At 47.5% G+C, this 26,684-nt stretch carries 22 protein-coding genes; 6 read left to right on the forward strand and 16 right to left on the reverse strand.

Features of this window, described 5'->3' with window-relative positions:
• Window positions 1–149: 149 nt before the first annotated feature.
• Complete coding sequence (gene uvrB / locus MKY44_RS25765; protein WP_341009132.1) at window positions 150–2,141, reverse strand: excinuclease ABC subunit UvrB; 1,992 nt, start codon at window positions 2,139–2,141, stop codon at window positions 150–152.
• 169 nt (window positions 2,142–2,310) lie between these two features.
• Between uvrB and MKY44_RS25770 the strand changes: the two genes are divergently transcribed.
• Both MKY44_RS25770 and MKY44_RS25775 read left to right on the forward strand, forming a co-directional pair.
• Complete coding sequence (locus MKY44_RS25770) at window positions 2,311–3,108, forward strand: flagellar motor protein (protein ID WP_036612388.1); 798 nt, start codon at window positions 2,311–2,313, stop codon at window positions 3,106–3,108.
• Window positions 3,092–3,934, forward strand: coding sequence for a flagellar motor protein MotB (locus tag MKY44_RS25775; RefSeq protein WP_341009134.1), 843 nt, complete (start codon window positions 3,092–3,094; stop codon window positions 3,932–3,934). The genes MKY44_RS25770 and MKY44_RS25775 overlap by 17 nt, the downstream gene beginning before the upstream one ends.
• 98 nt (window positions 3,935–4,032) lie before the next feature.
• Here MKY44_RS25775 and MKY44_RS25780 read toward each other — a convergent pair whose 3' ends face one another.
• The 3 genes from MKY44_RS25780 to MKY44_RS25790 are packed head-to-tail and all read right to left on the reverse strand — an operon-like array spanning window position 4,033 to window position 7,348.
• Complete coding sequence (locus MKY44_RS25780; protein WP_341009136.1) at window positions 4,033–5,211, reverse strand: ABC transporter permease; 1,179 nt, start codon at window positions 5,209–5,211, stop codon at window positions 4,033–4,035.
• Window positions 5,204–6,400, reverse strand: coding sequence for an ABC transporter permease (locus tag MKY44_RS25785; RefSeq protein WP_341009137.1), 1,197 nt, complete (start codon window positions 6,398–6,400; stop codon window positions 5,204–5,206). The genes MKY44_RS25780 and MKY44_RS25785 overlap by 8 nt, the downstream gene beginning before the upstream one ends.
• A gap of 12 nt (window positions 6,401–6,412) precedes the next feature.
• Window positions 6,413–7,348 carry an ABC transporter ATP-binding protein gene (locus MKY44_RS25790; RefSeq protein ID WP_341009139.1) on the reverse strand — a complete coding sequence of 312 codons (936 nt, stop codon included), beginning with the start codon at window positions 7,346–7,348 and terminating at the stop codon, window positions 6,413–6,415.
• Window positions 7,349–7,559: 211 nt separating this feature from the next.
• On the opposite strand from MKY44_RS25790, the gene MKY44_RS25795 reads away from it, so the two are divergent.
• A complete protein-coding gene (locus MKY44_RS25795; protein ID WP_341009141.1) occupies window positions 7,560–8,771 on the forward strand; it encodes a sensor histidine kinase in 1,212 nt (403 codons plus the stop codon).
• Window positions 8,772–8,791: 20 nt separating this feature from the next.
• On the forward strand, window positions 8,792–9,481 hold the full coding sequence (locus tag MKY44_RS25800) for a response regulator transcription factor (protein WP_341009143.1): 690 nt from the start codon (window positions 8,792–8,794) through the stop codon (window positions 9,479–9,481).
• Between the two features lie 92 nt (window positions 9,482–9,573).
• Here MKY44_RS25800 and MKY44_RS25805 read toward each other — a convergent pair whose 3' ends face one another.
• The 5 genes from MKY44_RS25805 to ftsE form a co-directional block, all read right to left on the reverse strand.
• Window positions 9,574–10,902, reverse strand: a complete 1,329-nt coding sequence (locus tag MKY44_RS25805) for a PDZ domain-containing protein (RefSeq protein WP_341009144.1) — start codon at window positions 10,900–10,902, stop codon at window positions 9,574–9,576.
• A 64-nt stretch (window positions 10,903–10,966) separates the two neighbouring features.
• A complete protein-coding gene (locus tag MKY44_RS25810; protein WP_341009146.1) occupies window positions 10,967–12,439 on the reverse strand; it encodes a S41 family peptidase in 1,473 nt (490 codons plus the stop codon).
• A gap of 136 nt (window positions 12,440–12,575) precedes the next feature.
• Window positions 12,576–13,856 carry a murein hydrolase activator EnvC family protein gene (locus MKY44_RS25815; protein ID WP_036612408.1) on the reverse strand — a complete coding sequence of 427 codons (1,281 nt, stop codon included), beginning with the start codon at window positions 13,854–13,856 and terminating at the stop codon, window positions 12,576–12,578.
• Window positions 13,857–14,045: 189 nt separating this feature from the next.
• On the reverse strand, window positions 14,046–14,963 hold the full coding sequence (ftsX, locus tag MKY44_RS25820) for a permease-like cell division protein FtsX (protein ID WP_047840643.1): 918 nt from the start codon (window positions 14,961–14,963) through the stop codon (window positions 14,046–14,048).
• Window positions 14,953–15,639, reverse strand: a complete 687-nt coding sequence (ftsE, locus tag MKY44_RS25825) for a cell division ATP-binding protein FtsE (RefSeq protein ID WP_024631580.1) — start codon at window positions 15,637–15,639, stop codon at window positions 14,953–14,955. Before ftsE ends, ftsX begins: the two co-directional genes overlap by 11 nt.
• Window positions 15,640–15,892: 253 nt before the next feature.
• Between ftsE and MKY44_RS25830 the strand changes: the two genes are divergently transcribed.
• Window positions 15,893–17,326: a VanW family protein gene (locus MKY44_RS25830; RefSeq protein WP_341009147.1), complete on the forward strand. Its 1,434-nt coding sequence runs from the start codon at window positions 15,893–15,895 to the stop codon at window positions 17,324–17,326.
• A gap of 204 nt (window positions 17,327–17,530) precedes the next feature.
• Here the strand turns inward: MKY44_RS25830 and MKY44_RS25835 are convergent, their stop codons facing one another.
• The 4 genes from MKY44_RS25835 to MKY44_RS25850 form a co-directional block, all read right to left on the reverse strand.
• The gene (locus MKY44_RS25835) at window positions 17,531–19,084 is read right to left on the reverse strand and encodes an MDR family MFS transporter (RefSeq protein ID WP_341009149.1); all 1,554 of its coding nucleotides are present in this window, start codon (window positions 19,082–19,084) and stop codon (window positions 17,531–17,533) included.
• Between the two features lie 72 nt (window positions 19,085–19,156).
• A complete protein-coding gene (locus MKY44_RS25840; RefSeq protein WP_341009150.1) occupies window positions 19,157–19,840 on the reverse strand; it encodes a hypothetical protein in 684 nt (227 codons plus the stop codon).
• A gap of 34 nt (window positions 19,841–19,874) precedes the next feature.
• Window positions 19,875–20,603, reverse strand: coding sequence for a polymer-forming cytoskeletal protein (locus MKY44_RS25845; RefSeq protein WP_341009152.1), 729 nt, complete (start codon window positions 20,601–20,603; stop codon window positions 19,875–19,877).
• Window positions 20,604–20,617: 14 nt separating this feature from the next.
• The gene (locus tag MKY44_RS25850) at window positions 20,618–21,241 is read right to left on the reverse strand and encodes a YhbD family protein (protein ID WP_341009153.1); all 624 of its coding nucleotides are present in this window, start codon (window positions 21,239–21,241) and stop codon (window positions 20,618–20,620) included.
• Window positions 21,242–21,515: 274 nt separating this feature from the next.
• Here MKY44_RS25850 and MKY44_RS25855 point away from each other — a divergent pair, with 274 nt between their 5' ends.
• A complete protein-coding gene (locus MKY44_RS25855; RefSeq protein ID WP_341009154.1) occupies window positions 21,516–22,304 on the forward strand; it encodes an alpha/beta hydrolase in 789 nt (262 codons plus the stop codon).
• Window positions 22,305–22,510: 206 nt separating this feature from the next.
• Here the strand turns inward: MKY44_RS25855 and argH are convergent, their stop codons facing one another.
• From argH to argF, 3 genes are all read right to left on the reverse strand, one after another.
• Window positions 22,511–23,914: an argininosuccinate lyase gene (gene argH / locus MKY44_RS25860; protein ID WP_341009949.1), complete on the reverse strand. Its 1,404-nt coding sequence runs from the start codon at window positions 23,912–23,914 to the stop codon at window positions 22,511–22,513.
• A gap of 107 nt (window positions 23,915–24,021) precedes the next feature.
• On the reverse strand, window positions 24,022–25,257 hold the full coding sequence (locus MKY44_RS25865; RefSeq protein WP_017692004.1) for an argininosuccinate synthase: 1,236 nt from the start codon (window positions 25,255–25,257) through the stop codon (window positions 24,022–24,024).
• Window positions 25,258–25,578: 321 nt separating this feature from the next.
• Entirely contained in the window at window positions 25,579–26,544 is a 966-nt protein-coding gene (argF, locus tag MKY44_RS25870; RefSeq protein ID WP_341009155.1) for an ornithine carbamoyltransferase, read from the reverse strand.
• Window positions 26,545–26,684 lie beyond the last annotated feature (140 nt).

A 26,684-nucleotide genomic window follows, 5' to 3' on the forward strand; every position in this document is an offset into this window, starting at 1 on the left:
TTTCTATCAGTATAGACCCGAATTCAAGATTTCAACATCTCTTATTATCGGTAGATATCAACGATTTCCTTACTCAACAAGAGAACGGCCAATTGGCCGTTCTCTTGTTACAGATCCATCTTTACTGGAGCATATGAATGAGTTGTATCTTATTCAGCGCGAAGTTCCAACAACGCATCGCGAAGCTCGGCAGCACGCTCAAACTGCAGGTTTTTGGCTGCATCTTTCATCTCTACCTCTAGGCGCTGAATAAGCGCCTGGCGATCTTTCTTCGACATCTTCTCGGCTGCGCCTGTAAGATAGTCTTTCTTGGATTCGGCAACTTTGGTTGCCTCAATCACATCACGCACTTTTTTGCGAATCGTCTGTGGTGTAATGCCATGTTTCTCGTTGTACTCGATCTGGATTGCACGACGACGCTCTGTTTCCTTTATCGCTTTATCCATCGAATCCGTCACTTTGTCACCGTATAGAATAACGCGACCCTCGCTGTTCCGTGCTGCACGACCAATCGTTTGGATCAGTGAGCGTTCGGAACGCAGGAATCCTTCCTTATCGGCATCCAATATAGCGACGAGGGATACTTCCGGCAGATCGAGACCTTCCCGGAGCAAGTTGATTCCGATTAGCACATGGAAAACACCCAACCTTAAATCACGTAAAATCGCCATCCGTTCCAACGTCTTGATCTCGGAATGCAGATAACGCACCTTAATTCCAACTTCCTTCAGATAATCCGTCAGGTCCTCGGACATCTTCTTCGTTAATGTTGTAATCAACACACGCTCGTCTTTGGAAATCCGGTCGTTAATCTCACCAATCAAGTCATCGATCTGCCCCTTCGTTGGACGCAGTTCAATGATTGGATCAAGCAGTCCGGTTGGACGGATAATCTGTTGCACCATCGTATCGGTATGCTCGATCTCATACGGGCCTGGTGTGGCCGATACATAGATGATCTGATCCATCTTGCCTTCGAACTCATCGAATTTGAGTGGACGATTATCCAGCGCTGACGGCAGACGGAAACCATGCTCAACCAATACCGTCTTCCGCGCTTGGTCACCATTGTACATCGCACGGATCTGTGGCAGAGTCACGTGAGACTCATCGACCACAATCAACATGTCATCCGGGAAGTAATCCATCAGTGTGTATGGAGTATCGCCGCGTTCGCGGAAAGTCAGCGGACCGGAATAGTTCTCAATCCCCGAACAGAACCCAACTTCCTTCATCATCTCGATATCATACCGTGTGCGCTGCTCCAGTCGCTGAGCCTCCAGCAGTTTTCCCTGTTCACGCAACACTTCCAGACGCTCCTCCAGTTCACGCTCAATGTTCACCAGCGCAACCTTCATCGTCTCTTCTTGAGTTACGAAGTGAGACGCCGGGAAGATGGCAATATGTTCACGTTCGCCAATCAGTTCTCCAGTTAACACATCAATCTCCGTAATTTTCTCGATCTCATCACCGAACAATTCAACCCGAATTGCATGTTCACCCTTGGAGGCAGGGAAAATCTCAACAACATCCCCACGAACACGGAACGTACCCCGCACAAAGTTAATATCGTTACGCTGATACTGGATCTCTACCAGACGGGACAAAATCTGATTGCGCGGTTTCTCCATGCCTACCCGAAGTGACAACAGCATGCTTGAATACGAGTGCGGCGAACCCAAACCATAAATGCAGGAAACACTCGCTACAATGATGACGTCCCTGCGCTCAAACAACGAACTTGTCGCTGCGTGCCGCAGTTTGTCGATCTCTTCATTAATACTTGAATCCTTCTCGATATACGTATCGGAGGACGGGATATATGCTTCTGGCTGAAAATAATCGTAATAACTGACGAAATACTCAACCATGTTATTAGGGAAAAAATCTTTGAACTCACTTGCAAGCTGCGCTGCCAGCGTCTTGTTGTGCGCAATAATCAGCGTCGGACGTTGCAGTTGGGCTATCGTCTGGGCGATCGTAAACGTCTTACCCGTACCCGTTGCACCCAGCAGTGTCTGGTACCTCTTCCCCTCCTGAACACCCTTCACCAGTTCTTTAATGGCTGCCGGCTGATCACCTTGGGGAGAAAACTCTGACTCGATTTCGAACGTTTTGTCGCTCATTATAATATCGCTCATTGCCGTATCTCACCCTATCGTCTAAAATAATAGTCACTATATATTGTCGAAGTTCCCCGAATTTTCATATGGGAAAACTTATAGTAATAGGAATATTTGTTCCCGTTTAATTATACCTCGTTCGTTTTAGTGATGCAAACGTGAAATGAAGATAGGAGTGGGTTAATTTATGGATATTGCGACACTTATCGGTATTATTGCCGGAATTGCCGCAGTCATTAGCGGTTTTTTGTGGGAAGGCGGCCAATTGTCTGGTCTCCTGCAAAAAACGGCTGCTTTAATTGTATTCGGTGGAACGATTGCTGCTGTGGTTGCCAGTTTCCCGGCGCATCGCCTTCGTACGATTCCAGCTGCCCTGCGTATGGCTTTTGGACGTAACAATAATGATTCAGGCTTGTGGGTTGAAGAACTGGTGGAGATGTCTTCTATCGCACGCCGCTCAGGTGTACTTGCATTGGAACGCAAGGTTATGGATCATCCGCATCCATTTTTGCAAGACGGTATTCAGATGGTTGTTGATGGTACCGATCAGGATGTGGTTCGCCAGATCCTGGAGATGGAGATTGATTCAATTGAACAAAAACATGAGGGTTATGCCAAAATATTCGAATCCGCTGGTGGGTACGCTCCAACCATGGGGATCATCGGAACCGTGATGGGACTTATTCAGGTACTTGGCAGTTTGACCGATCCAACCGGACTCGGACCTGCCATTGCTGTTGCCTTTACCGCAACCCTGTATGGGGTCGCCAGTGCCAATCTTATCTTTTTGCCCATTGCCTCCAAGATCAAATCCAGAGGTGCCGATGAAGTGCAGACCATGGAAATGCTTCTCGAAGGTGTACTTGCCATTCAGAACGGTGAGAATCCCCAGCTTGTACGCAAAAGACTGGAGTCCTTCACCCTTACGCATCGTCAGCATATACGCCCCCTAGCAAAGGAGGGATTGGATGAGTCGGCGCAGTAAACGGCGCGGAAAACGTGAAACTATCGATCATCGGGATCGCTGGATGATTACTTATGCCGATCTCATAACTCTGCTTTTGATCTTTTTTGTCATCATGTATGCCATGAGCAATCTGGATTCCGGTAAATATGACGTCGTTACTCAATCGTTACAAAATACATTTAATGCGTCCGACTCTATCCTTGAGCTTGGTGAGGGACTCGGTGAGAAACCCGGTCAAACGATTACAGAGACTCCACCATCCGAGGTTCAGGGTGAAGATCCTTCAAAAGGTGAAGGAAACCCTTCCGATACCGGGACTGCAACACCAGATGATGACAACAAGCCCCTCACAGAACGGGAAGAACAGTTCAGATCACAGGAGCAGGAATTGCAAAATCTGTTCAATGTGATTACCCAATATATCGAGGATAATAAACTGGAAAATCAGATTTTTGTTGCGGACAAGCCACAGGGCCTATCCATTACACTTAGTGACCGCTTCCTGTTTGACCAGGGACAGGCCGCTCTAAAGGACGGTGCAGCACCAACGCTCAGTAAACTTGCCAGCCTGTTCCGTGATCTGAACACCGTTGTCAGCATTGAGGGTCACACCGATAATGTTCCTGTGGGGGCAAACTCCACCTATACCGATAACTGGCAGCTTTCCGGGGAACGCGCACTATCTGTATTACGATTCTTTTTGGATACAGAGAAGCTTAACCCGGACGGATTCCAGTATGCCGGATATGCGGATACTCGCCCAACAGGTGACAACACCACAGCGGCCGGAAGACAAAAGAACCGTCGGGTCGAAATAACTGTCCTGCGTCAGCTTCAACCTTAATTATCAATATCTCACATAATGCATCATTCCTTATGCAAAGAAAGCACGCTCTAACTGAATTCAATTCAGCAGAGCGTGCTTTTTTATGTCGTATCACCTTATGCCTCTACTCCTGGCTGGCTAGGACGTAGAATCGCAGAGCCTACAGTCAGCAAAATGGCAGCCATGCCAAACAAAATCAATAGTGGCAATGTGATATCCGACAATGTACCACCAGCAGAGATCGTCTCCACTGCCTGAATCGCCCATTTCTGTGGAACAAAGTTGGCGAGCTTTTGCATATAATCTGGCATCAACGAGATCGGCCAGAAACAACCACCTATCATGCAAGTTGGCATAATGACGAGTGAATTCAGCATGTTGGCATTTTTGGGATTACGGATTAATCCTGCCACGGTACTTGCGATCCCCATGGAGACCAGCATGAATGCGGCCAAGATGATGAAATGAATGCCAAAAGGAATACCGGCATCATAATGCAGCAGCCACCTGCTGACTCCCAAAACGAGAACAATCTGAATCAAGCCAATGACAAAGCTGCCGAGGAAGTTACCCAGCGCAATCTCATATGCACGGACGGGTGCCGTATATACTCTTGCCATCGTACGTTTCCTGCGATCTTCCATGATCACAGCCACTGCACTCGTCAGCAGCCCCATCATAAACATGATTGTAAATCCAGTCACATTGTTCAGGCCTGGTTTGGGATAGATCTGCAGATCGGTGACTTCACCAGCAACCTGATGTTTTCCTATCTCCTGTAAAAGCTGTTCAAATGGCTTCTGTATACTCGATAGTATATCTGTCTCACTTGAGACAGGACCTGCTGCCACCTTAACAGCTGAAGCAGATTGTAACAATCCGCTCGTCAAACCTTCAACTGCTGCTCGTAGGGTATAGGAACTTTCACTTATACGCAGTTCCACCAATTGAATTTCGGTTGGCTTTCCTTGTAACAGATCCTCCGTATAATGTGCCGGAATGATGATGCCAGAACTTCCTTTTTGCTGAGCGATAGCTTCCTTCACTTCTGCTTCGTTTGTCATCGGTTTGAGCAGATACTCCTCTTTGCCAGCAAGTTCATGAATCATCCATGTCCCTGCCACCCCTCCATCCTCATTCACATAGGGAATAACAGTACGTGTAATCTGATCGCTTCCAAAAAGAGCAACCGCTCCTGTAACCACCAGGCAAGGTAGAAGCAGAAACGTAATGAAGCCCATTTTACGGCCAAGTGTACGTCTAATCATCAACCAGGCGATGTGTAGACTATTCATATCGGTATCCTGCCTTTCTATAGATCATCCCTGAGATGAACACTAATACAGCGCATACCACGCCTAACATTAGAATGTTATACACAATCTCTGCTACAGGTGCATCCAGCATCATTCTCAGAAAACTCTGGAGCGCCCAGTGGTTAACCGTAAATTGACTAAGCCGTTGTACAAAATCAATCGGAATGGGCATGAACCCACCGCTGATGAATGTCATGGCAACGATGATACCTTGTAAGGTTGCACTGGCTGATGCCGTGCTTTTGCATACCAATGCCACGATTACGCCAAGAGTCATGGATGCCAATGTGATGCATACACAAGTCAGCACAATATACCAAGGATGGGTCCCCCAATCTACACCGTAGAGCCAATACGTCATAAGTATGATCGTTGTTGCTTGTAAGAAAGCAAGCAGACTATTTCCTGCAATTTTGCCAGCGAAAATAACTCCATTGCCTATAGGCGCAGCCTGAAGGCGAATTAACGTTTTGTTATCACGCTCTCCAAAAAGGCTGGTACTGGTTGTCATGCCTGAGTACAACATGAACATCGCCAGCATGGAAGCTGCATAGTATTGGGAGGCACTATATGCCGTACCTGTCTTACCGGGATTAATGACAGCAATGGAGGTGGAATTCGCATCACCAGACTCCGAATAAGCGGCCATGGCAGCAATCACTTCCGGACCGAGCACTTTGGTAATCGCCATCTGTCGGTTCAATTCATCCGTAAAACGTGTGAACAAAGTTTCACCCAACGTATTAAGTGTGTTGTCCTTTCCTCGAATCCACTGTAACCGGGCCTCTTTCCCCACCATCACGCTTTTCTCAAAATCCGAAGGAATCATTACAGCAAAGTCCAGCTTGTCGGTACGCAACGCATGAACGGCCTCTTCTTCTGTCGTAAAGTTCTGCACCTTGACCATCTCAGCTACCGCCGGGGATTTAACGAATGTATCCATCGCTTGATTAACCGTACTTGATCCTCCACCAGATTCAGTGCTCAAATGGATGATTCCCACGCGTACAGTATCCGGAATAACATCCTCCGCCGTACCCATTGTACTGGAAAGTGCCGTGCCCAATATAAAAATCAGTAACAACGGCAGAATGAACAGGTTCAACACTACAGATCGAATCTTAAGAATACGCCTTAATTCAAAGATGCAGATATGCCATATATTCATCTCTTGCTCCCCCTAGTCCCGAAGCGTACGCCCGGTCAGATTGAGGAACAACGTTTCCAGATCCGGCTCTTCGACCTTGAGCGACTGAATGGATACTTCATGTTTGCTGCAAATGAAGAGCAGATCCTGCAGATCCTGCTGTGCCGAAGGCAGCGTAATGGTCAGTGTATTCTCTGAAACGTCTACCATCCGCACACGGGGGTGAAGTTTCAGTTCTTCTACGACGTCGGGACCGATACTGGAAGTGGAGAGCACTACTTTTTCCTCCGATGCTACCCGTTCTCTCAGCTCTGCTTCAGTCCCACAGGCAATAATTCGCCCCTGATCCATAATCGCAACCCGGTGACTAATCGCCGCCACTTCCTCCATGTAATGACTTGTATATATAATCGTTGAACCCATCTTGTTGAGTGTGCGTACCGATTCAAGAATATGATTTCGAGATTGCGGATCAATGCCAACTGTCGGTTCGTCCATGATAATTAGATCAGGGCGATGTGTAATCGCACATGCGATGTTTAACCTGCGTTTCATACCGCCAGAGAAGGTCGAGGGGGCATCTTTTGCTTTATCCTGCAACCCTACAAATTCAAGAGACTCCTGCACTCTTTCCTTAAGCAATTTTCCACGCAGTCCATACAGTCTGGCAAAAAAGGTCACATTCTCCGCAGCAGACATGGTTTCGTATAAAGCCAGATCCTGCGGAACCAGTCCGATCTTGCGCTTTACTTCAAGCGGTCGCTCTTTAACCGATATACCATCTAATCTGATTTCACCCTGATCCATATTCAGGAGCCCTGCAATCATGCTGATGGTGGTACTTTTTCCTGCTCCATTGGGACCGAGCAATCCAAAAATCTCGCCTTTGCCAACACTAAGGTTCAAATGATCCACGGACAGCCTGCTGCCGTATCGTTTCACTACATGATCTACTTCAAGTATGCCCATCCCTTTTACGCCCCTTTTCCGTTTCGGCCTTCGCCGCTGGATTTCATAATTTTATTGTAACGGATCGCAATCTGTAGCGAAGGTACAAAAAGTCATGAATCGAAGGTGACTTAAGTCATCTCCTAGTTCGAATGCTGCTTATGGTATAATCAAGGGCGCATTACCGAGAGTTTTTCTACTCCACTTTTTATATAAAGGATGTCATTTACATATGCCAATGCGGTTTCTGCAATACGGATTAATTATCGTTCCAGCAGTACTGTACCTGTTGATGCTGCCCTTGGAAAATGAAGCCGTCTACACCTTGTATATCATCATCGCGCTTGGACTCTCCGTGTGGAAAGATTTTAACCGTTCAAGTACACAGCAATGGCTGTTGCTGCTGGCCGAAATACTCTGGAGCTGCTGGCTGATTGCTTCGTATGGACCGTTTATGTTTTTCCTCTCTCTATCCGTGCTCTACGTGTATATATACAGACTGGTGGGAAGTCGGAGATGGTTGATGTTTGCGATTCAGCTCGTTGCTAACAATGTCGCTTTGCATTGGCATTATTCTGTCCCACAGGCATCGCAACCAGGGTTAACCACACTAAATACAACCGCCACTTCATTACTCTCCACAGGGACAATTGCGATGGTTCTTGGCAACCTGCTTCTGCTCATCACAGCGGCTCTGTCCTGGCAGGGATCAAGAACGGCGAGCAGCCGCGGACAACTGGAACAAGTCTATGACGAGCTCCGCAGCAAACATTACGAGCTACAAGAAACTCGTGCGCAGCTGCTGTTATTTACAAAGCAACTTGAAGGAGTGGCTCAGGCAGAGGAACGTACCCGTATCTCCAGACAGCTTCATGACGATATCGGGCATCGACTGATTCGCACCAAAATGATGTCGGAAGCCACCCTGCTGACCCTTCCCCTGAATATGGAACAAGGAACGGAAATGGTGAGACAGATTCGCGATCAATTGGCCGATAGTATGGATGATATGCGCAGCACACTGCACAAACTGCAACCTAAATCCTATGCATCCGAAGCCTACGCCCTGGATCGTCTCCTAGAGGAAGTGGGCAGAGATACCGGCGTGAAGACAAATTATGAAGTTCATGGCCCATCTCATGTGCTGTATCCCAGCATACAGATCGTTTTATACAAAAATGCCAAAGAAGCCCTGACCAATGCCCTGCGACATGGAAATGCTTCTTCGATCACAGTGGAGCTGGTATTCGGGGATCAGGAAGTGTGTATGAGTGTAAGTAATGATGGCAAAATCAATCCTCCTTCTTCCAAGCGAAATGGCATAGGACAGGAAGGTATGCTTCTGCGTACACAAATGGTGGGAGGTACCTTGGAGATCCAATCGGCTTATCCGTATACAGTGATTACACGCATTCCAATAACGAACCAGTTGAATATACTCTGAAAAGGGAAGTGAATGTTCTCATGTCCGAACGTAATGATGTGAACCAAAACAATGATTCAGCCCAACTCCCACTTATTCGGCTGATTCTCGCAGACGATGATTACTTCATTCGTGAGAGCCTGAAAGTGCTGCTCGGACTGGACTCCGGCATTCGCGTTACAGGCACAGCCTCAAACGGACAAGAAGCGTTGGAATTGCTTGAAGCAGGAACGCCTGCGGATGTGGTTTTAATGGATATTCGGATGCCGGAATGTGACGGAGTTGAAGGTACCAAACGCATCAAGTCACGTTTTCCTGAAATCCAGGTGCTCATGCTAACTACTTTTGACGACGATGAGTATATTATTCAGGCATTACAGAATGGGGCAAGCGGTTATTTGCTCAAAAACGTCCCCCCTGAGCGGATCATTCAAGGCATCAAGACCGTACATAACGGCGATATGTTAATCCATCCGGATATTGCCCGCAAATTGGCAGGCCTTCTTCGTCCTGCTGCAATTACACTGACACAGAACCCAATCGAAGCCTATGGACTGACACGTATGGAGCTGGCGGTTGCCGAGGCCATATCGGAGGGGTTATCCAATAAGGAAATTGCCGCCAAATTGTTCCTCAGTGAAGGCACGGTCAAAAACTACGTCACGGATATTCTTGGCAAGCTGAGCTTGCGTGATCGGACCCAAATCGCCATCTTCATGTTAAAACAATAACAAAAAAAGGTATTTCCCTTGCCTGTGACGGCGTTTGGAAATACCTTTTTCATTGCTTGATTTATGCAAATATACTTCATCACGTATGCTAGTTACATCTCCACGGACCCTTTATCACTGGCCACCGGGGCTGGCGGTAACGCCAAGGGAGCTTCGTCCCTGAGTGGTTTTTTCAGACGGGCAAACAATTTGAGGTTGATGATATGGAACAACGTCAGTGGACGTAACCGAATCGCCCAGACCTCGTGATTGTCCGGTGCCATAATGACACCAAGCTGATGATGCTCCCCTTCATAGATCGCTCGTTGCATGAACTTGCTTTCTCCCTGGTGATTTCGCACCTCAAGTTTGCAAAAAGCCGGGTTCATCCGCAGGGCACGATGTAACTCTTCCGGTGAATGAACCAACTTACCATTCACCTTGTACAATGTCTCACCTGCTTCAATCCCCAAATCTGCCGCAGGGCTCTCCGGAATAACAGCCAATACCTTCAACCCATGCTGCGGATGGACAAATACCGGACTGCGGTTTTGCTCTTCAAACGCGCTGTACCATACCAGAAATTCATGTCCAATAAATGCAATCAGCGCAGCAACCAGCATGAGTGGAGACCACCATGCAGCAAGCAAACTGAACACAAGCAAAGTCGCCCCGTATATCATCAACCGCTTGGATGAGATCTGTACCTTTTGTCCCGGAAGCATACTCTGCGTTATCTCGCCAAATCCGAGCATAATCGGCAACGCAACCAGCATATAACTATGACCTGCATTCATCAGTGGATTCCATGCCAGCTCCGCGCCACCTCCTGTGACTGGAACAAGAATCAGTAGAGGAATGGCCCAGAACTGCTGCAGTTGATATCCCCCAACCAGTTTCCCACGTTTTCCCTCGAAGAGAAGTGGTGATGCCATCGATACTCCCTGCATACGTACCAACAGGGCTTCACCCATATGTAGGATGGCCGCCAAAACAAGCAGTGCAGGCATATCCAGAGCACGTAGCGTCTCCGTTACATTACCCATCCAACCCGATGGTTGCCAGCCTGAAGCCAGATTCAAGCCAAATTGCACCACACCCAGCAACCCTGCCGCGTAGGCAAAGCACAGATATCGGATACGGAACAAGGATAGAATTAATGTTGCAGCCCATATGCATATCAGGCTTCCCAGTGTAAGATGTGCACCGAGGAATAGGGACACAATTGAGACGATGGTACCAATGAGTATGCCTCCGAGCACGGCACGAATCGTCTGTGTTATCGAGCTTTGCAAACGAACATGGAACAATTTACGCTCCTGCAGTAACTGACGATGATAGATCAGCGCAATCAGGATCACCGCAATATAATAAAACGGCTGAATAAACAACTGCAACAAAGCTTCCCCTAATGTAGTTAACCACGGCCATACCCATTCCATTGTGGTCGGTCACCCCTCTCTTTCAGCCGGTTCAGAAAAAAAGAAGGCTGAAAATCAGCCTTCTTTATGGCTTCGACACAGCGGACGAAATATCCTTTGAGACATTTTCGATCGCGCGTTTCAGCTGTGCATCATATTGAGGATTGGCAATACGTTCAATCAGAGCCGCTTCCAGTGATTCAGCGGTTTTCTCGTCAATCTGGCCTGTAGCCTGAATGCCTTTTTGCTTCTGGAATGCCTTGACCGCTTCTTCCGTCTTCTGGTCGTAGTATCCATCCACACGATCCGGTTTGAAATCGAGTCCTCTCAGCATCGTCTGCGCACTTTTCACATCCGTGCTATTACTGTCATATTTCAGTGGTAACTTCTCTTTGTTAATCGGTGCCACCGAGAAATAATCCGGCTGGTCTACCGCAGTATCCGGTTTGATTCCTTTTTCATGAATCCAGTCTCCGTTCGGAGTGAGCCATTTGGCAATGGTGATCTTCAACAAACTGCCATCACCCATCTGCTTGTCATAACTCGTCTGTACGGTTCCTTTACCAAAGGAGTTTTCACCAATCAACTTAGCACCTGCTGACTGTTGTAATGCACCGGCCAAAATCTCCGACGCACTCGCACTGCCTTTGTTCATCAGGACTGTGACTGGATAAGCTTTGGCTGATCCATTGGACTTGCTTTGTTCCTTTTTGCCGTTCTTGTCTTCCACTTGCACAATAACCTTGCCTTTAGGAACAAACTGTTCAGCAATATCAATAACAACTTGCAATACACCGCCTGGGTCATTCCGTACGTCGATGACCAGACCTTTCATGTTCTGCTTCTCAAGCTTCGCCAATTCTTCCTTGAAGCGATCGCCTGTATTCAAAGAGAATTGAGTAATGGCAATAACGCCAATTCCGCCATCCTCCATGTGAGCATATACGGTCTCCAGATCAATATCATCACGTACAATGACAAATTCAATCAGCTCGGAAGATCCGGCACGTTTGACCTGTACCTTCGCTTCACTGCCCTTGGGACCTCTGATTTTGTTAACAGCCTTGTTCAGTTCCAAACCTTGCAAGGATTCGCCGTTGACCGACATAATCATGTCTTTCGCACGAATACCCGCTTTCTCGGCAGGAGATCCCTTGATCGGGGAAACAACAACAACGTTTCCATCCTGTGAGGATACCTCTGCGCCAATACCGGTAAATGAACCTTCGATCGACTCTTCAAACTGAGCAGCCGTTTCCTGCCCCATATAGTTGGAGTACGGATCACCAAGCGATTCCATCATGCCGTTGATCGCACCGTCAATCAATTTGGTCTGATCCACGTCTTTATAATAGTTGCTTGAGATCAAATCCATCGCGGTTTCAATCTTCTTCAAATCGTTCTTCTGCTGTGTATTACCGGTTACACTAGCCAGCAAACCTTCGCCCGGTGTGGCCTGGCTCGCTATTCCCGGATACGTCATTAATACCAGGGTTAGTAAACTACCGCCAAGGAGACCCACAATGACAAGCAGTAGCGCCGATCTTTTCTTCATCATCCGTTTGTCACCGCCTTTAGTTTTGAAGCGTGTCCGATTCCATTGTTGCCAGAATCCATTCCCTGAACATGCCAGCTTAGTATATGTCTAGCTTGTACGGAATATGTTTTTTCCATTCGGTCTGTGGATGAGGAAATTACAAATAGTTCATTGGATTGACTGCTGTACCATTATCTCGTACTTCAAAGTGCAAGTGAGGCCCAGTAGAGTTTCCTGTATTCCCTGACTCAGCAATGGTATCACCTTTGCTTACTGTGTCACCCTTGCTGACTTTGAATCCACCTTCGCGCAAGTGACCATATAACGTCCATAGTCCGCCGCCGTGGTCCACAATAACCGTATAACCATAACCGCTATACCATTCAGCCATGATCACGATTCCGCCAGAGGCAGCATGAACTGAAGTTCCCTGAGGAACAGCAAAATCGACACCGGCATGCATTTTACCCACTACACCCGTAATCGGATGGGTACGGGGACCGAATCCAGAAGAAATACGTCCTCCAGATACCGGTCTTGAGAAGATACCATTCCCGGATGAATACGTAACCTCACTGCTGCTATCCGAGCTGACTCTGGTAGGCGCCTTGGCTGCAGCTTTCGCCCGAGCCGCTGCTGCGGCTTTTGCTTTGGCTGCAGCCGCAGCCTGCTGTTCACGCAATTTATTTTTCTCTTGAAGAAGCGCTGAACGTTTGCTGGCAATCTGCATTAATACATCTTCCTGCTCTTGTGTCAGCTCTTCTGACTCTTCAATTTTAGCATCATATGAAGCGAGAAGCACTTGCTTTTCCGCTTCTTTTTCATTCAATTGGGACTTGCGCTGTTTCTTCTGTGCATACAGGCTCTTGGCTTCCGCATATTGCACATCCAATTCTGCCTTTTTGTCCACGACAAGTTGCTTGTCCGCTTTGTGCTCATCCAACAGATGCTGATCCTGATCCACGATTGTTTTGAGTGAATCCGCACGGGTCAGAAAGTCAGTGAAGCTAGTAGAGGACAACAATACATCCAGATAGGATACAGCACCGTCCGTATACATCAGACGCACGCGTGACTCCAACAATTTTTCCCTTGCAACAATGCGTTCTTCTGCCGCTTGCAGATCTTTTTTCGTTGTACGGAGATCTTCCTCCGTGTTCTCGATCTGCAAGGATACACTGGCCAGTTCATCACTAACGACATTGATCTGTTCCATGACAACCTTCAGATAAGCGTTGGTTTTGTTCTTGTAATGCTGAGCTTCCTTTTTGTTGGAAGCTGCTTTTTTTTGCTCCTGCTTGGCAGAAGCCGCCTTGCTCTCCAGTTGCTGAATCTGTTGGTCAATATCGCTGATGCTACTCTTGGCATATCCGTCAGAAGGTTGAAGCGTCAAACTGGCCAATAACGTAAAGGCCAGCAGCGAAGCGGTTTTTTTCAAAATGATGATCCCCCATCCTATGATTTCACAAGAAAGCAACCTGCACAGGTGGTGAACAGCATGTTCTTTGCTTTCTTCAATCTTAAAAGACTCCGTCTTTCCTACATATCGTCAAACAGCGTCCATTAATGAACCTGCTTTACCATTCTTTTCGACATATTTTGCAATTTGATCGTTTGAAAACAAAATCTAAACGTTAAGTGATTTTCGAATGGACAATGTACTTCCCAAAATACCTACCAGCACACCAAGTCCGATCAACAGTGTTCCAAACAGCCCCCAGATTTCGCCGAGCGGAATCAAGTTAAGCATCTGCATGAAGACATCCTGACCAATCGTCTTCATCAACTGGCTGTATCCAACAAACAGCACCCCAACCGTAATGACCGAGCCAATAAATCCAATGAGTGCACCTTCAATAAAGAAAGGCCAGCGAATAAAGGTATTGGTTGCACCAACCAACTTCATAATTCCAATCTCCCGGCGACGTGCCAGAATCGTTACGCGAATCGTATTCGAGATCAGGAACATGGACATGAGACCCAGTCCCCCGACAAAAATAAATCCGATGTTACGAACAAGCTTCGTAAATTTGAACAACACTTCCACCGTTTCCTTGCCGTAGTTCACTTTCATGATCGGCTTCTCCGGGTGTTTTTCGTTCAAAGCTTCGATTTTTTGCGCCACAAAAGTGACGGTTTCCGGTTCAATGACCTCAACTTCAATGGTCTCCGGCAGTGGGTTGTTGTCCACATCGAAACCGCTAAGCACGTTATCTGCACTCTCTCCAAGGCGCTCACGGAACTCCTTGAGTCCTTCTTCCTTGGAAACAAAACGAATCTCACTTACTTCAGGCATCGCGCTGATTTCTTTCTCCAGTGTGTTACGCAGGTTCTCGTCCACATTCAGTTCGAGGAACGTGCTGATCTCCACCTGGCTATCAACCTGATTCGCCATGGAGTTCACATTGAGGACCAGTAACATAAACACACCAAGAATCAATAGCGACACAATAATGGACATGATGGAGGCCACAGACATCCAGCCGTTGCGGAATACGTTTTTGAATCCCTCCCGCAGATGGCGCAAGAGAGTACTAAAATTCATAACCGTATTCCCCTCTCATCTGATCCCGTACAATCTGTCCACGTTCAATGGCGATTACCCGTTTACGCATCGTATTCACGATATCTTTGTTGTGGGTCGCCATAACAATGGTTGTTCCCCGGAAATTAATCTCATCCAGCAGCTGCATGATGCCCCACGACGTCTCCGGATCGAGGTTACCTGTAGGCTCATCCGCGATAATAACCGATGGGTTATTGACGATAGCCCGTGCAATAGCAATACGTTGCTGTTCTCCACCCGAGAGCTGTGAAGGTTCACGATTCGCCTTGCTGCGCAGTCCCACCAAGTCGAGCACTTCCATCACTCGTTTCTTGATATGACGTTTTGGCGCTTCAATAACTTCCATGGCAAATGCCACATTCTCAAATGCTGTCATCCGTGGCAACAGACGAAAATCCTGGAACACAACGCCGATGTTACGACGCACATAAGGAATCTTTCTTGGCTTCAACTTACCAATATTAAATCCGTTAATGGATATTTGTCCTTTGGTCGGAACTTCTTCTCTGTACATCAATTTCATAAATGTCGATTTACCTGCGCCGGACGGACCGACGATATAAACAAATTCATTGCGGTCGATCTTCACCGACACCCCTTGTAATGCGTGGGTCCCATTGGCGTAGGTCTTCCACACGTCCTGCATTTCTATCACATCATCACTTCCTGCTCGCATAGTTAGCCATTATCATTTCGACACAATCCCGGCATTTCCTTTAAAAAGACCTGAATTTCATCAGGAAAAATCCACTTCGTCCCTATTTCGTTGGTGAAGCATGGATTCATATGAAGTTTATTGTAACAAATTTGTTACCTATTGAGTACCCGAAAGTTTTCCTGCATTGGATCATATATATAGAAAGTGTTACAAAGTGCGGAACAACAGAAGTATAAAGGAGCGTACGGTTATGAAAAAAATACATGTGACGGTCATTGTTCTATTCTCCATCCTCTTGATCGGCTCCGCGTCTTATGGATTGCTGTATATGTACGTGAATCAACCTGCCCTGCCCAAAGATGTTCATGTTGGCGGCATGCTGGTGGAGGGGAAGAATCGTAAGAACGTATTGCATGAATTGGATGAACAGATCCAAAAGCTGGAGGACTGGCCTGTCACCTTTGAAGTGACTGAACCCAACCCCCAGACGATGTCGTATACCGCAGCTCAGGTGGGAGTGAGCTACAACGTTAACAGCTTGGAGTCCGCAATACAGCAGCTCGAGGAAGGCAACCTGTGGGAACGCGCTTATGCACGTTATCATTTTCCGAAAGAGTTCTCTCTCGATATGACCTACAACTCAAGACCACTCCAAGAACATCTCAGCCCTGCCTGGGAAAAAGAAACCTTCGGTACACCTGCGGACGCTGTTCGCCGCATTACCACAAGTGACAAAGTTCAGTATATCCCGGAAAAGGGCGTCCGCCGGATTGATTGGGATACACTCACAGGTCTCATTCAGACGAAGCTGCACAGGGATTTCAGTGTACTGAACCCGGATGAGAAACCCGCCCCACTGCTGATCCAGGTACCACTATATACGCTGAAGCCTGAAGTAACCCTTGATTCGCTACGCCAGGAAGGCATTGACCGAAAGATCATCCAGTTCTCCACGGGTCTGGGCAATAGTAGTGAAGGCCGGATACATAATGTCAGCGCAGCGGCGGAAGCGATTAACGGCATGATTTTGCCACCGGATGCCACATTCGATTATGAGAAGATCATCCGTAAAGCGGAGAAGGATTATGGGTTTCGTGAGGCTCCGGTCATTGTTAATGGAAGACTAACCCCTGGAATTGGCGGGGGAATCTGCCAGGTATCAAGTACGGTGTATAACGCAGCACTGTTGACGGGTCTTGATATTATTGAGCGTCGCAACCATTCCCTGCCAGTCAAATATTTGCCGAAAGGACTGGATGCCACCTTTGCCTCTGGAGCCATCAACTTTCGCTTCAAGAATAATACCGGAAAATCCTTACTCATTCATGCAGAGGTGAAGAACCACCAATTGATGGTGAAATTTTTCGGCACATTCCCGGAGAATGTCAGCTATGCACTTGAGTCTCGCACCATTGAAACATTAAGTGTTCCGGTAAAATATGTGTCCAGTACTGTACTGCCTGATGGTGCACAGCAGGTGCTGCAAGACGGACAGCCTGGATATATTGTGGAGACAGTAAGAACCAAGAGGCTGGACGGCAAAGTGGTTGAATCCAAAACGATAACACGGGACACGTACAAAGCTCAGAATCGTCTGATTGCCCGCTCCGGTCATAGCAGCCTGCCTGATCCACAAGAACCCTCTGTTGTCGAGGACGGGATTAGCGATACAAAACAGCCTTAGGTTCCTTTTCTGAAGCAGCCAAAAGAGTTCAATCCGTAATTCATGCATTCTAGGATAAACTGATCCTACGAAAACAAAAAGACACACTTCCCGTCCCTTTTAAGGATACGCGAGAAGTGTGTCTTTTCATGGTTTAAGATATGTTATTCGAGTTTTACCAAGCTACGATCAGCTGTACTACCTTAACTTATAGTGCATAACGGCTTAGTGACCGCCAGTGTATTCGCCTTGCTCTTCGCCTACGACCATCTTCTCTTTTCCCATGAAGAAGGAAGCGACCAACGCAAGTGCAGCCGGAATGACAGCCCAAGCAAATAACTGCACGATGGAAGAAGACAGGGCATGTGTGATGGTATCCAGCACCTGAGGCGGAATCGCCTGTCTGAGTTCTGGTGAGAGCAACGCATGTGGATCGGTCAGATCCACTCCCTGCGGCATGCCACCCGCTGAAGCACCGCCTGCTTCCGCAGCTGAACCAGCGAGAGCATCGTTCATTTTACGCGTAAATACCTGGCTCTGTACGATACCAAAGATCGTAATGCCCATCGTCATACCGAGGGACCGCAAAAAGTTAAGTGTGGAGCTTGCTGCTCCGCGTCTTTGCGGTTCAAACGCATTCATGGCTGCATTGCTAAGTACGGAGAACGAAGCACCGACACCCAGACCAACCATCACCATGTAGATACGTATCGTCCAAAGGGAAGAATTCTCATCCAGCGTAGTCAGCAATCCAAGTCCAATGACAAGTAAGGCTAACGTAGGGATCATGATATTGCGATACTTGATTTTGGTCATCAACACCCCGCCCAAGGACGCAGTCACAACGGACCCGAGCATCATCGGCAATAGTACGAGACCGGAGTTGGTCGCTTTACCACCAAGTACCCCCTGTATGAAGATCGGAATGTACACGGATGCTGTAATGAACGCCGCACCACTGAACATACCAATAACGTTACTGGACCAGTAGACCCGGTTGCGGAACATGCCAAAGGAGATGATTGGTTCTTTGGCTTTGGTTTCTGCAAAAAGGAAAAGCAGCGCTAATGCTACAAATCCGGCAAACAAGCCAAGAATCTGCCAGGAACTCCAGGCAAATGTTTTGCCGCCAAGTTCCAGACCAAAGATCAGGCACACAACAGCACCGATCAGCGTTACAGCACCCAGCCAGTCGATCTGTTGGGATTGATGCTGATGGGATTCTTTATAGAAGAACGCAATGAACACAAATGCAATCAAGCCTAGCGGCAGGTTGATATAGAATACCCATTCCCATGTCGCATACTGGGTAATGTAAGCACCGAGCAGAGGTCCGAATACGCTGGAGAGGCCAAAGACGGCTCCAAACAATCCACCCAATTTACCACGAGATTCTGGTGCAACGACATCAAACATGATCGTAAAGGCAATCGGCACCAGGGCCCCCGCACCAATACCTTGAATCGCTCTGTACATCGTCAATTCCACAATAGACGTTGCCGTTCCGCACAGCGCTGAGCCAAGCATAAACACAATAATACCAAATACAAAAAACTTCTTCCGTCCATACATATCGGATAGCTTACCGAATATCGGCATCCCTGCCATCTCAGCCACCATGTACGCGGAGGTAACCCATACGAACTTGTCGAGCCCACCCAGCTTCCCGACAATATCCCCCATAGCTGTTGCCACGATGGTATTATCCATCGAAGCCATTAATATGCTGAGCAGTAACCCTGCCAGCACCAATCCAATACTGTTTTTACGTGCAACCATTGTACTCAATCTCTCCATTCACGCTCTATTCATATGACTGCATTAGTATATCCGAAAAGAAGTCTGCGTTAATCAGTCCAAGGACCGATTGCTTTGCAGCAAAACTTCCGATTGCGGATGAATTTGCAGAGATGAACGGTATTCCACTGTACCAATCCGGCAGCCAGGACCGATTTTTATTTTATCGCCACGGACAATCTCGGCCTCCGTATTCTCTAATTCAATATCATCACCCTCGATGAGCTGTGACTTGAGAATTGACTTACTCCCCGTAAACAAGTCATTCAACCGGCCACTCTTCACCGAGATGACGGAACCGCCCATTTCCTTGACCTCGGATGGACCCATGATTTTGAGTGTCATGTGTTCAGCGCTGAGCATCCCCGCTATCGTCAATCGCCCGTTCAGCTTGATATTTTCCGCCTGACAATCCCCTGAAAGATGAAGTTCACCTACCACTTTTATATGCTCAGCTTTGACATGCAGGCCAGATGCCCGGATTCCATCCTCACCATCGTTGCTGGTCTCTCGCTCTGTTAGAGTCAGGGTTCCGGTAATTTTAATATCTGTGGATTCAAGCGATCCGTATATGACCGATGTACCCGTACATTTGAATCGATCACAAGATAGATTGTCGTTAAAGGACGCGTCCCCTACAACCTTGATCTTGCCGTACACGCCACCAGAAGAACTGCCATCACCAACGATGCTGATATCCATTTTTTTGTCCAATGAACGCCCAGGATTGTTATTCATGTCGATCCCATCCCTTTCTCTCCATATCCAAACTTTAAATTCGCTGACTGCTGCCCACCTTGGCATCCTGATCTACCTCAAGTTCACCTGAATATTCAACCAGTCTGATGTTACAGCCCCGACCGATAAAAATGTTACTCCCCCGAACAATGTCAGCTTCGGTATCTTCCAGCACAATCTCATCACCCTCAATTAAGGATGTCTTAAATGAAGGGGTCCCGCCCAGACCAATACTTTTCCAAAAGCCATTCTGTTGTTCCTTGCGACGAATATCGATACGCTCTCCGCCAATCTCTTTAGCCGAAGAAGATGTATGCAGCCTGATCTCCACTGTTCCCGCATTCAGTAAACCGCTGATCTTAATATTGCCCCGTACATTCAGGGACTCACATTGGACATCCCCTTCAATATCGATCACACCGCCAATATCAATTCGTTCCCCATCCACTCTTCCACGTACGGTACACTTTCCGTTCACTTCAAGCTCAGGGCTATGGAGATCTCCGTTAATCGTCGTCAAACCATCCACCCGAACACGAGAACTGGTCAGAGGTCCATTCAACGTGCACATGCCGTTAATCGCTGCACTCTCGGAGGTCAAAGCGCCGTGCATCTTCAATGTTCCATTCACTTCCATAGAGGTGCAGTCCAAGTTGCCGTTCACCTTAGCCATGCCGTCAATAGATACACGGCGAAACTCCCCGCCTGCCGTTTGACTTATGCCCGCCACATTCAGATCATTCCGCTTATTCCGCTCTTCCATAGATGATCCTCTCCTTATCCCAATTTGAGTTTTAATTCTTCCATAAATGTTCCCATCGGCTGCCTAAGAACCACTTTCACACCATTGTCAAAATAAAACTCCGTTCCTGCTGTTACCAGCATGAATGAAGGAACACCCATCTTACGAATAAGCACGAGTTCGCTGGGTTTGCCTGTAAAACGATAATAATGTTCGGACATCACTTCGATCAGCAAAGCACCCTCTTGCCGAGTAATATCTCCGCTCATTAACAGCTTATCAAGGACGTAGAGCATCATAATCTGCTCCAAAGCATACAGCGGTTGTTCTCGACCTGCTTCTTGCAACAGATCCAGCGAAATTTGTGAAACAATGTTTCGCTCTAATAGTTGTGAAGCAGACATCTCCACTTCACCCAACGTAGGTGAGAACACGTCTGCCAGCTCATCCAGCGACAATCCGTCTTTCATATTGAGAATCTTGTCAATGCGTAGTAAAATCTGTTGTTTTGGAAAAAAGGTCTCTTGTCCGGTGTAGGACGACTTTCGAATGAACCATTCCTCCGGAATGAGATTTTTTCGCTTCCAGCGGTATAACTGACCGTAGGAGATACCTGTCAGGTCCAACAACTCTTTTTTGGAGATCAAATCATCCGTCATATATGGTCCCCCTTTTTATTGAAATGAGTGTAACATAACATTGTTACGTTGTAAACCACATTGAAAAATCGATGATCAGACTACAGACTTCCATTTTAACCACTGGTGTGAAATTCTTTGTTTTCTACTGTAGATCTTGTTATTGCAATGGAAGAGTAATGCGTATAACCTGTTACATATAAACACTTTGGAGGCTCAGGCATCCGATTTTCATCCCATCCTCTCATGTCAGAACAAGTAGTTAACGAACTTATGAAAGGGGTTTCTTATACTCATGGCACTTATTAAATGTGATTTTTACTCGGATACGCTCGGGCTTAGCACCAGCATGCATGTCATTCTGCCGCAACAAACCCACAATCAGATCGGTATGGAGAATGTGACTGGCAAAGGGTTGCACCCAACCCTGTACCTGCTGCACGGTCTGTCTGATGATGATTCCATCTGGCTGCGCCGGACTTCCATCGAACGTTATGTGGCCAACCTCGGGATCGCCGTTGTTATGCCACAGGTACACCGCAGCTTCTATACAGATATGGTAGAAGGCGGACGTTATTGGAGCTTTATCAGTGAAGAACTGCCGGCACTTGCTCGTTCTTTCTTCCCGCTGTCAGATCAACGGGAGGACAATTTCGTTGCCGGATTGTCCATGGGTGGCTATGGGGCGTTCAAGCTGGCTCTTCGTAAACCAGATCAATATGCTGCAGCTGCCAGTTTGTCTGGAGCACTCGATATGTCTGCACATATGGATAGAAATGCATCCTCAGCATTACAACAGACGGAGTTACAACGTATTTTCGGACCAGAGGTGACAGGTACAGAGAACGATCTGATCCATCTGTTAAAAGAAAATCAATCTAGCGAAAGTCCTCGACCTTTGCTCTACCAATGCTGCGGAACGGAAGATTTCCTGTATGAGGATAATCAAACCTTCCGGCATGCCTGTGAACAAACGAACTTCGAATTGACATACGAGGAAGGGCCTGGTGAACATGAGTGGGGCTACTGGGATGCCAAGATTCAGGATGTATTGAAATGGTTGCCTTTACAAAAGCGCGATTAGTGGAGAATTGCAATGGAGCTACCGCGATTAACTAAACGGGTACTCCGATAGAAGAACAACCTACCTTCTGTTCGCGGTTGAGTTCAATATATCTAGAGCACATCGCTGTAAAACACAAAGAAGCAAGCCGTTGAGAACAAAGTTCTCTGGCCTGCTTCTTTGTTGTACTGTTGTATCTGTAAGGGTACCTTATAGTAGCGGTGGTATTAACCGCGGTTCGTAATCCATTGCTCGGTGATCTCCAGTACCTTCTCACTGCGTCCGATGGCTTCAGCGACTTGACCCGAAGCTGTCCCGCCGTAAACATTACGAGCGTTCACTACCGCTTCCGGTTGCAGCACATCATAGATCCGGTCATCGAACAGTGGTGAGAACTGACGGAATTCGTCAATCGTCAGATCCAGCAAATACTTGCTGTTCTGGATGCAGTACAGCACCGTTTTACCAATCACTTCATGCGCTTGACGGAAAGGCAAGCCTTCGCCCACGAGGAAGTCAGCAATATCCGTAGCGTTGGAGAAATCCTGGTTGACCGCTTGACGCATCCGATCCTTGTTCACTGTCATTGTTGCGATCATTGGAGCGAACAGTTGCAATGCACCTTCCAGCGTTGCTACCGTGTCGAACATACCTTCTTTGTCTTCCTGCATGTCTTTGTTGTATGCCAGTGGAAGAGATTTCAGTACTGTCAGCAAGCCGATCAGGTTGCCGTACACACGTCCTGTTTTACCACGCACGAGTTCAGGGACGTCCGGATTTTTCTTCTGAGGCATGATGCTGCTGCCTGTGCAGAATGCGTCGTCCAGTTCAACGAACCCAAACTCTGTGCTGCTCCACAGTACCAACTCTTCACTCAGACGGGACAAGTGAGTCATGATTAGCGAAGCTGCCGCCAGGAACTCAACGATGAAGTCACGGTCGCTTACTGCGTCAAGACTGTTCTCGTACACGCCATCAAAGCCCAGTTGTTCCGCGACAAAATGACGGTCAATTGGGAATGTTGTGCCCGCGAGCGCACCTGCGCCCAGTGGCAGGATGTTAATGCGTTTGTAACTGTCCATCAGACGCTCCGCATCCCGTTGGAACATGGATACATACGCCATCAGGTGATGGGCGAACAGAATTGGCTGTGCCCGTTGAAGATGCGTATAACCCGGTACGATGGTATCGAGGTTATCTTTCGCTTGTCCAATCAGTGCTTCCTGCAAGGAATGCAACATGCCTACAAAGCCAACCACCCGCTCGCGCAGGTATAGGTGCATATCCGTTGCAACCTGGTCGTTCCGGCTACGGCCTGTATGTAGTTTACCGCCTACGGGGCCAATCGTTTCGATCAGGTTTTTCTCAATATTCATGTGGATGTCTTCGTCCGATACGGAGAATTCCACTTCACCTGCACGGATTTTGTGCAGAACGGTGATCAATCCTTCTTTGATGGTCTCCACATCTTCCGCCGGAAGAATGCCGCATTTGCCCAGCATCATTACATGGGCCAGACTACCCTGAATGTCTTCCTCAGCCAAAGCTTTATCAAAATTGATTGATGCCGTATATTCCTCAACCAAATGATTGGTTTGTTTTGTAAAACGTCCTCCCCACAGCTTGCTCACAGTGAGTACTCCCCTTTCGCTCATGGACAAAGCCGCTCCTGCCAGATGTGCAAGAACGGCCTGCCTTGTCATTTATATTGATATAGTTCTATATATGCAGGTTGAAATTAGTTTTTGTTTTGCTCCACGCCGGAGTTTACTTTCAAACGCAGTGCATTCAGGCGGATAAAGCCTGTTGCATCACCTTGATCGTAAGCTTGCGTTGGATCAGCTTCCATCGTTGCGATGTCCGGATTGTAGAGGCTGACAGGGCTTTTCACACCTGCGCCGATGATGTTGCCTTTATACAATTTCACACGAACGGTACCTGTTACGTTCTTCTGGCTTTCAGTCACCAGCGCTTGCAATGCAAGACGCTCAGGTGCGAACCAGAAGCCATTGTAAACGAGTGTGCTGTAACGTGTGATCAGGCTGTCACGCAGGTTCATCACTTCACGGTCCATCGTGATGGATTCCATTTTGCGATGTGCGGTGAACAAGATTGTTCCACCTGGTGTTTCGTACACGCCACGGCTCTTCATACCAACAAAACGGTTCTCAACCATATCTACACGGCCAATACCATGTTTACCACCCAGTTCATTCAGTTGCTCCATCACTTGCAGTGGGCTCAAACGCTCACCGTTCAGTGCAACACAGTCACCTTGTTCGAATTCCAGTTCAACATATTCCGCTTGATCTGGTGCATCTTCAGGTGCACTGCTCAGCAGGAACATATCTTTGTTCTCGTCCGCACTTGGATCGAACCATGGATCTTCGAGCACACCGCTCTCATAGCTGATATGCAGCAAGTTACGGTCTGTGGAGTATGGTTTAGCCGCAGATGCGGTTACCGGAATACCATGTTTTTCAGCGTAAGCAATCATCTCGGCACGTCCCGGAAATTGGTTACGGAATTCTTCCAGACGCCAAGGTGCAATTACGTTAATGTCTGGTGTCAGTGCAGCCGCGTTCAGCTCAAAACGAACTTGGTCATTTCCTTTACCTGTAGCGCCGTGAGCGATGGCTGTAGCACCTTCTGCACGAGCGATATCCACCATGCGTTTAGCGATCAGTGGACGAGCGATACTTGTACCGAGCAGGTATTGTCCTTCATAAAGGGCACCAGCTTGGAACATTGGATAGATGAAATCTTTTGCGAATTCATCGCGCAGATCGTCGATGTATACTTTGGAAGCGCCTGTTGCCAGTGCTTTTTCCTCCAAACCGTCCAGTTCATCCTTTTGTCCAATATCCGCTGTGAATGCGATAATCTCAGCATCATACGTTTCTTTCAACCATTTCAAAATTACAGATGTGTCCAACCCGCCTGAATATGCGAGTACAATTTTTTCCTTAGCCATGTTCAATGGTCCTCCCCAAGATCAGTTAAGTTAAACAAAGCCTTCATACACTGAATCCTACGAGCCAGAAAACCCTTCCGATCACTGTTATCCCCAGATTTTTCAATTCCTTTTTATACGGTGAAATCCGGGGATAGCCTATGCTTCCGATGCAGCTTTCTTTCAGAAAGCTTTCAGGTGCACGCTTCGCTTCTTCAGGCTTTTTCTGTCTCTCCGTTTTTGTGTATGCTTCTTGTTTAATTAACTTTTTAAAGTACATTATAGATGAATCTATCATCGCGAAATCTGCGCCTAAAATCAACCCATTCAATGAAATAGCAGCTATTCGCTCATTAATGCAGCCATTAATGCTTTCTGTGCATGCAAGCGATTCTCCGCCTGATCAAAGATCAGAGAGTTCGGTCCGTCAATTACACCGGCACTCACTTCTTCGCCGCGGTGTGCTGGCAGACAATGCAAGAACATGTAGTCCGGCTTCGCGCCTTTCATCAGTTCCTCGTCCACTTGATATGCCGCAAATACCTGCTCCCGAATCTTCTGCTCTTCTTCAAAGCCCATGCTTGCCCATACATCCGTATACACGATATCTGCATCTTTCGCAGCTTCCTGTGCACTGTAGGTTACAGTCACTTCAGAACCGCTCTCCTGTGCGATAATGCGTGCCTGCTCCACAACTGTGCTATCCGGCTCATAGCCTTCTGGCGTTGCTACAGCAACATGCATACCCATCTTCGCTGCTCCGAGCATCAGGGAGTGTGCCATGTTGTTGCCATCTCCGATGTATGCCATTTTCAGACCTGCGAGCTTGCCTTTGTGCTCCAGCACCGTTTGGAAGTCGGCCAGTACCTGACAAGGATGCGCTGCATCGCTCAGGCCGTTAATGACCGGAACATCCGCATGCTCTGCCAGTTCAGTTACATTATGGTGTCCAAAGGTACGGATCATGATGCCGTCCAGGTAACGGGACAATACTTTGGCTGTATCATGTGTTGTTTCCCCGCGACCCAGCTGAATATCATTTTTGCTCAGGAAAAGTGCGTGTCCGCCCAATTGGAACATACCCACTTCAAAAGATACACGCGTACGTGTGGATGATTTTTCAAAAATAAGTCCGATCGTTTTACCTTTCAACGGTTGAAAAGGTACACCGCTTTTTTGTTTGCCTTTAATCTCAATCGCGAGATCAAGCAGATAACGAATCTCCTCTGCTGTGTAGTCCGTGAATTCGATAAAATCCCGGCCTCTCAGATCAATCTTCTGAATCTTTTCCGTCTGTTGTGCTGTCATCTATAATGTCCTCCTTATTTCCGGTTCCCTGCACCCGCATGGGCAGAAGAGAGCACCGTTAACATCGTGTTTGGTGCTTCTCAAGTTCATCTTCCGCAAGTTCACCGCGCGGCTACAGGGATTCATCATCTCGTTCTGCT

Origin of the sequence: Paenibacillus sp. FSL R7-0026, assembly GCF_038004485.1 — a bacterium.
Classification (GTDB): domain Bacteria; phylum Bacillota; class Bacilli; order Paenibacillales; family Paenibacillaceae; genus Paenibacillus; species Paenibacillus xylanexedens_A.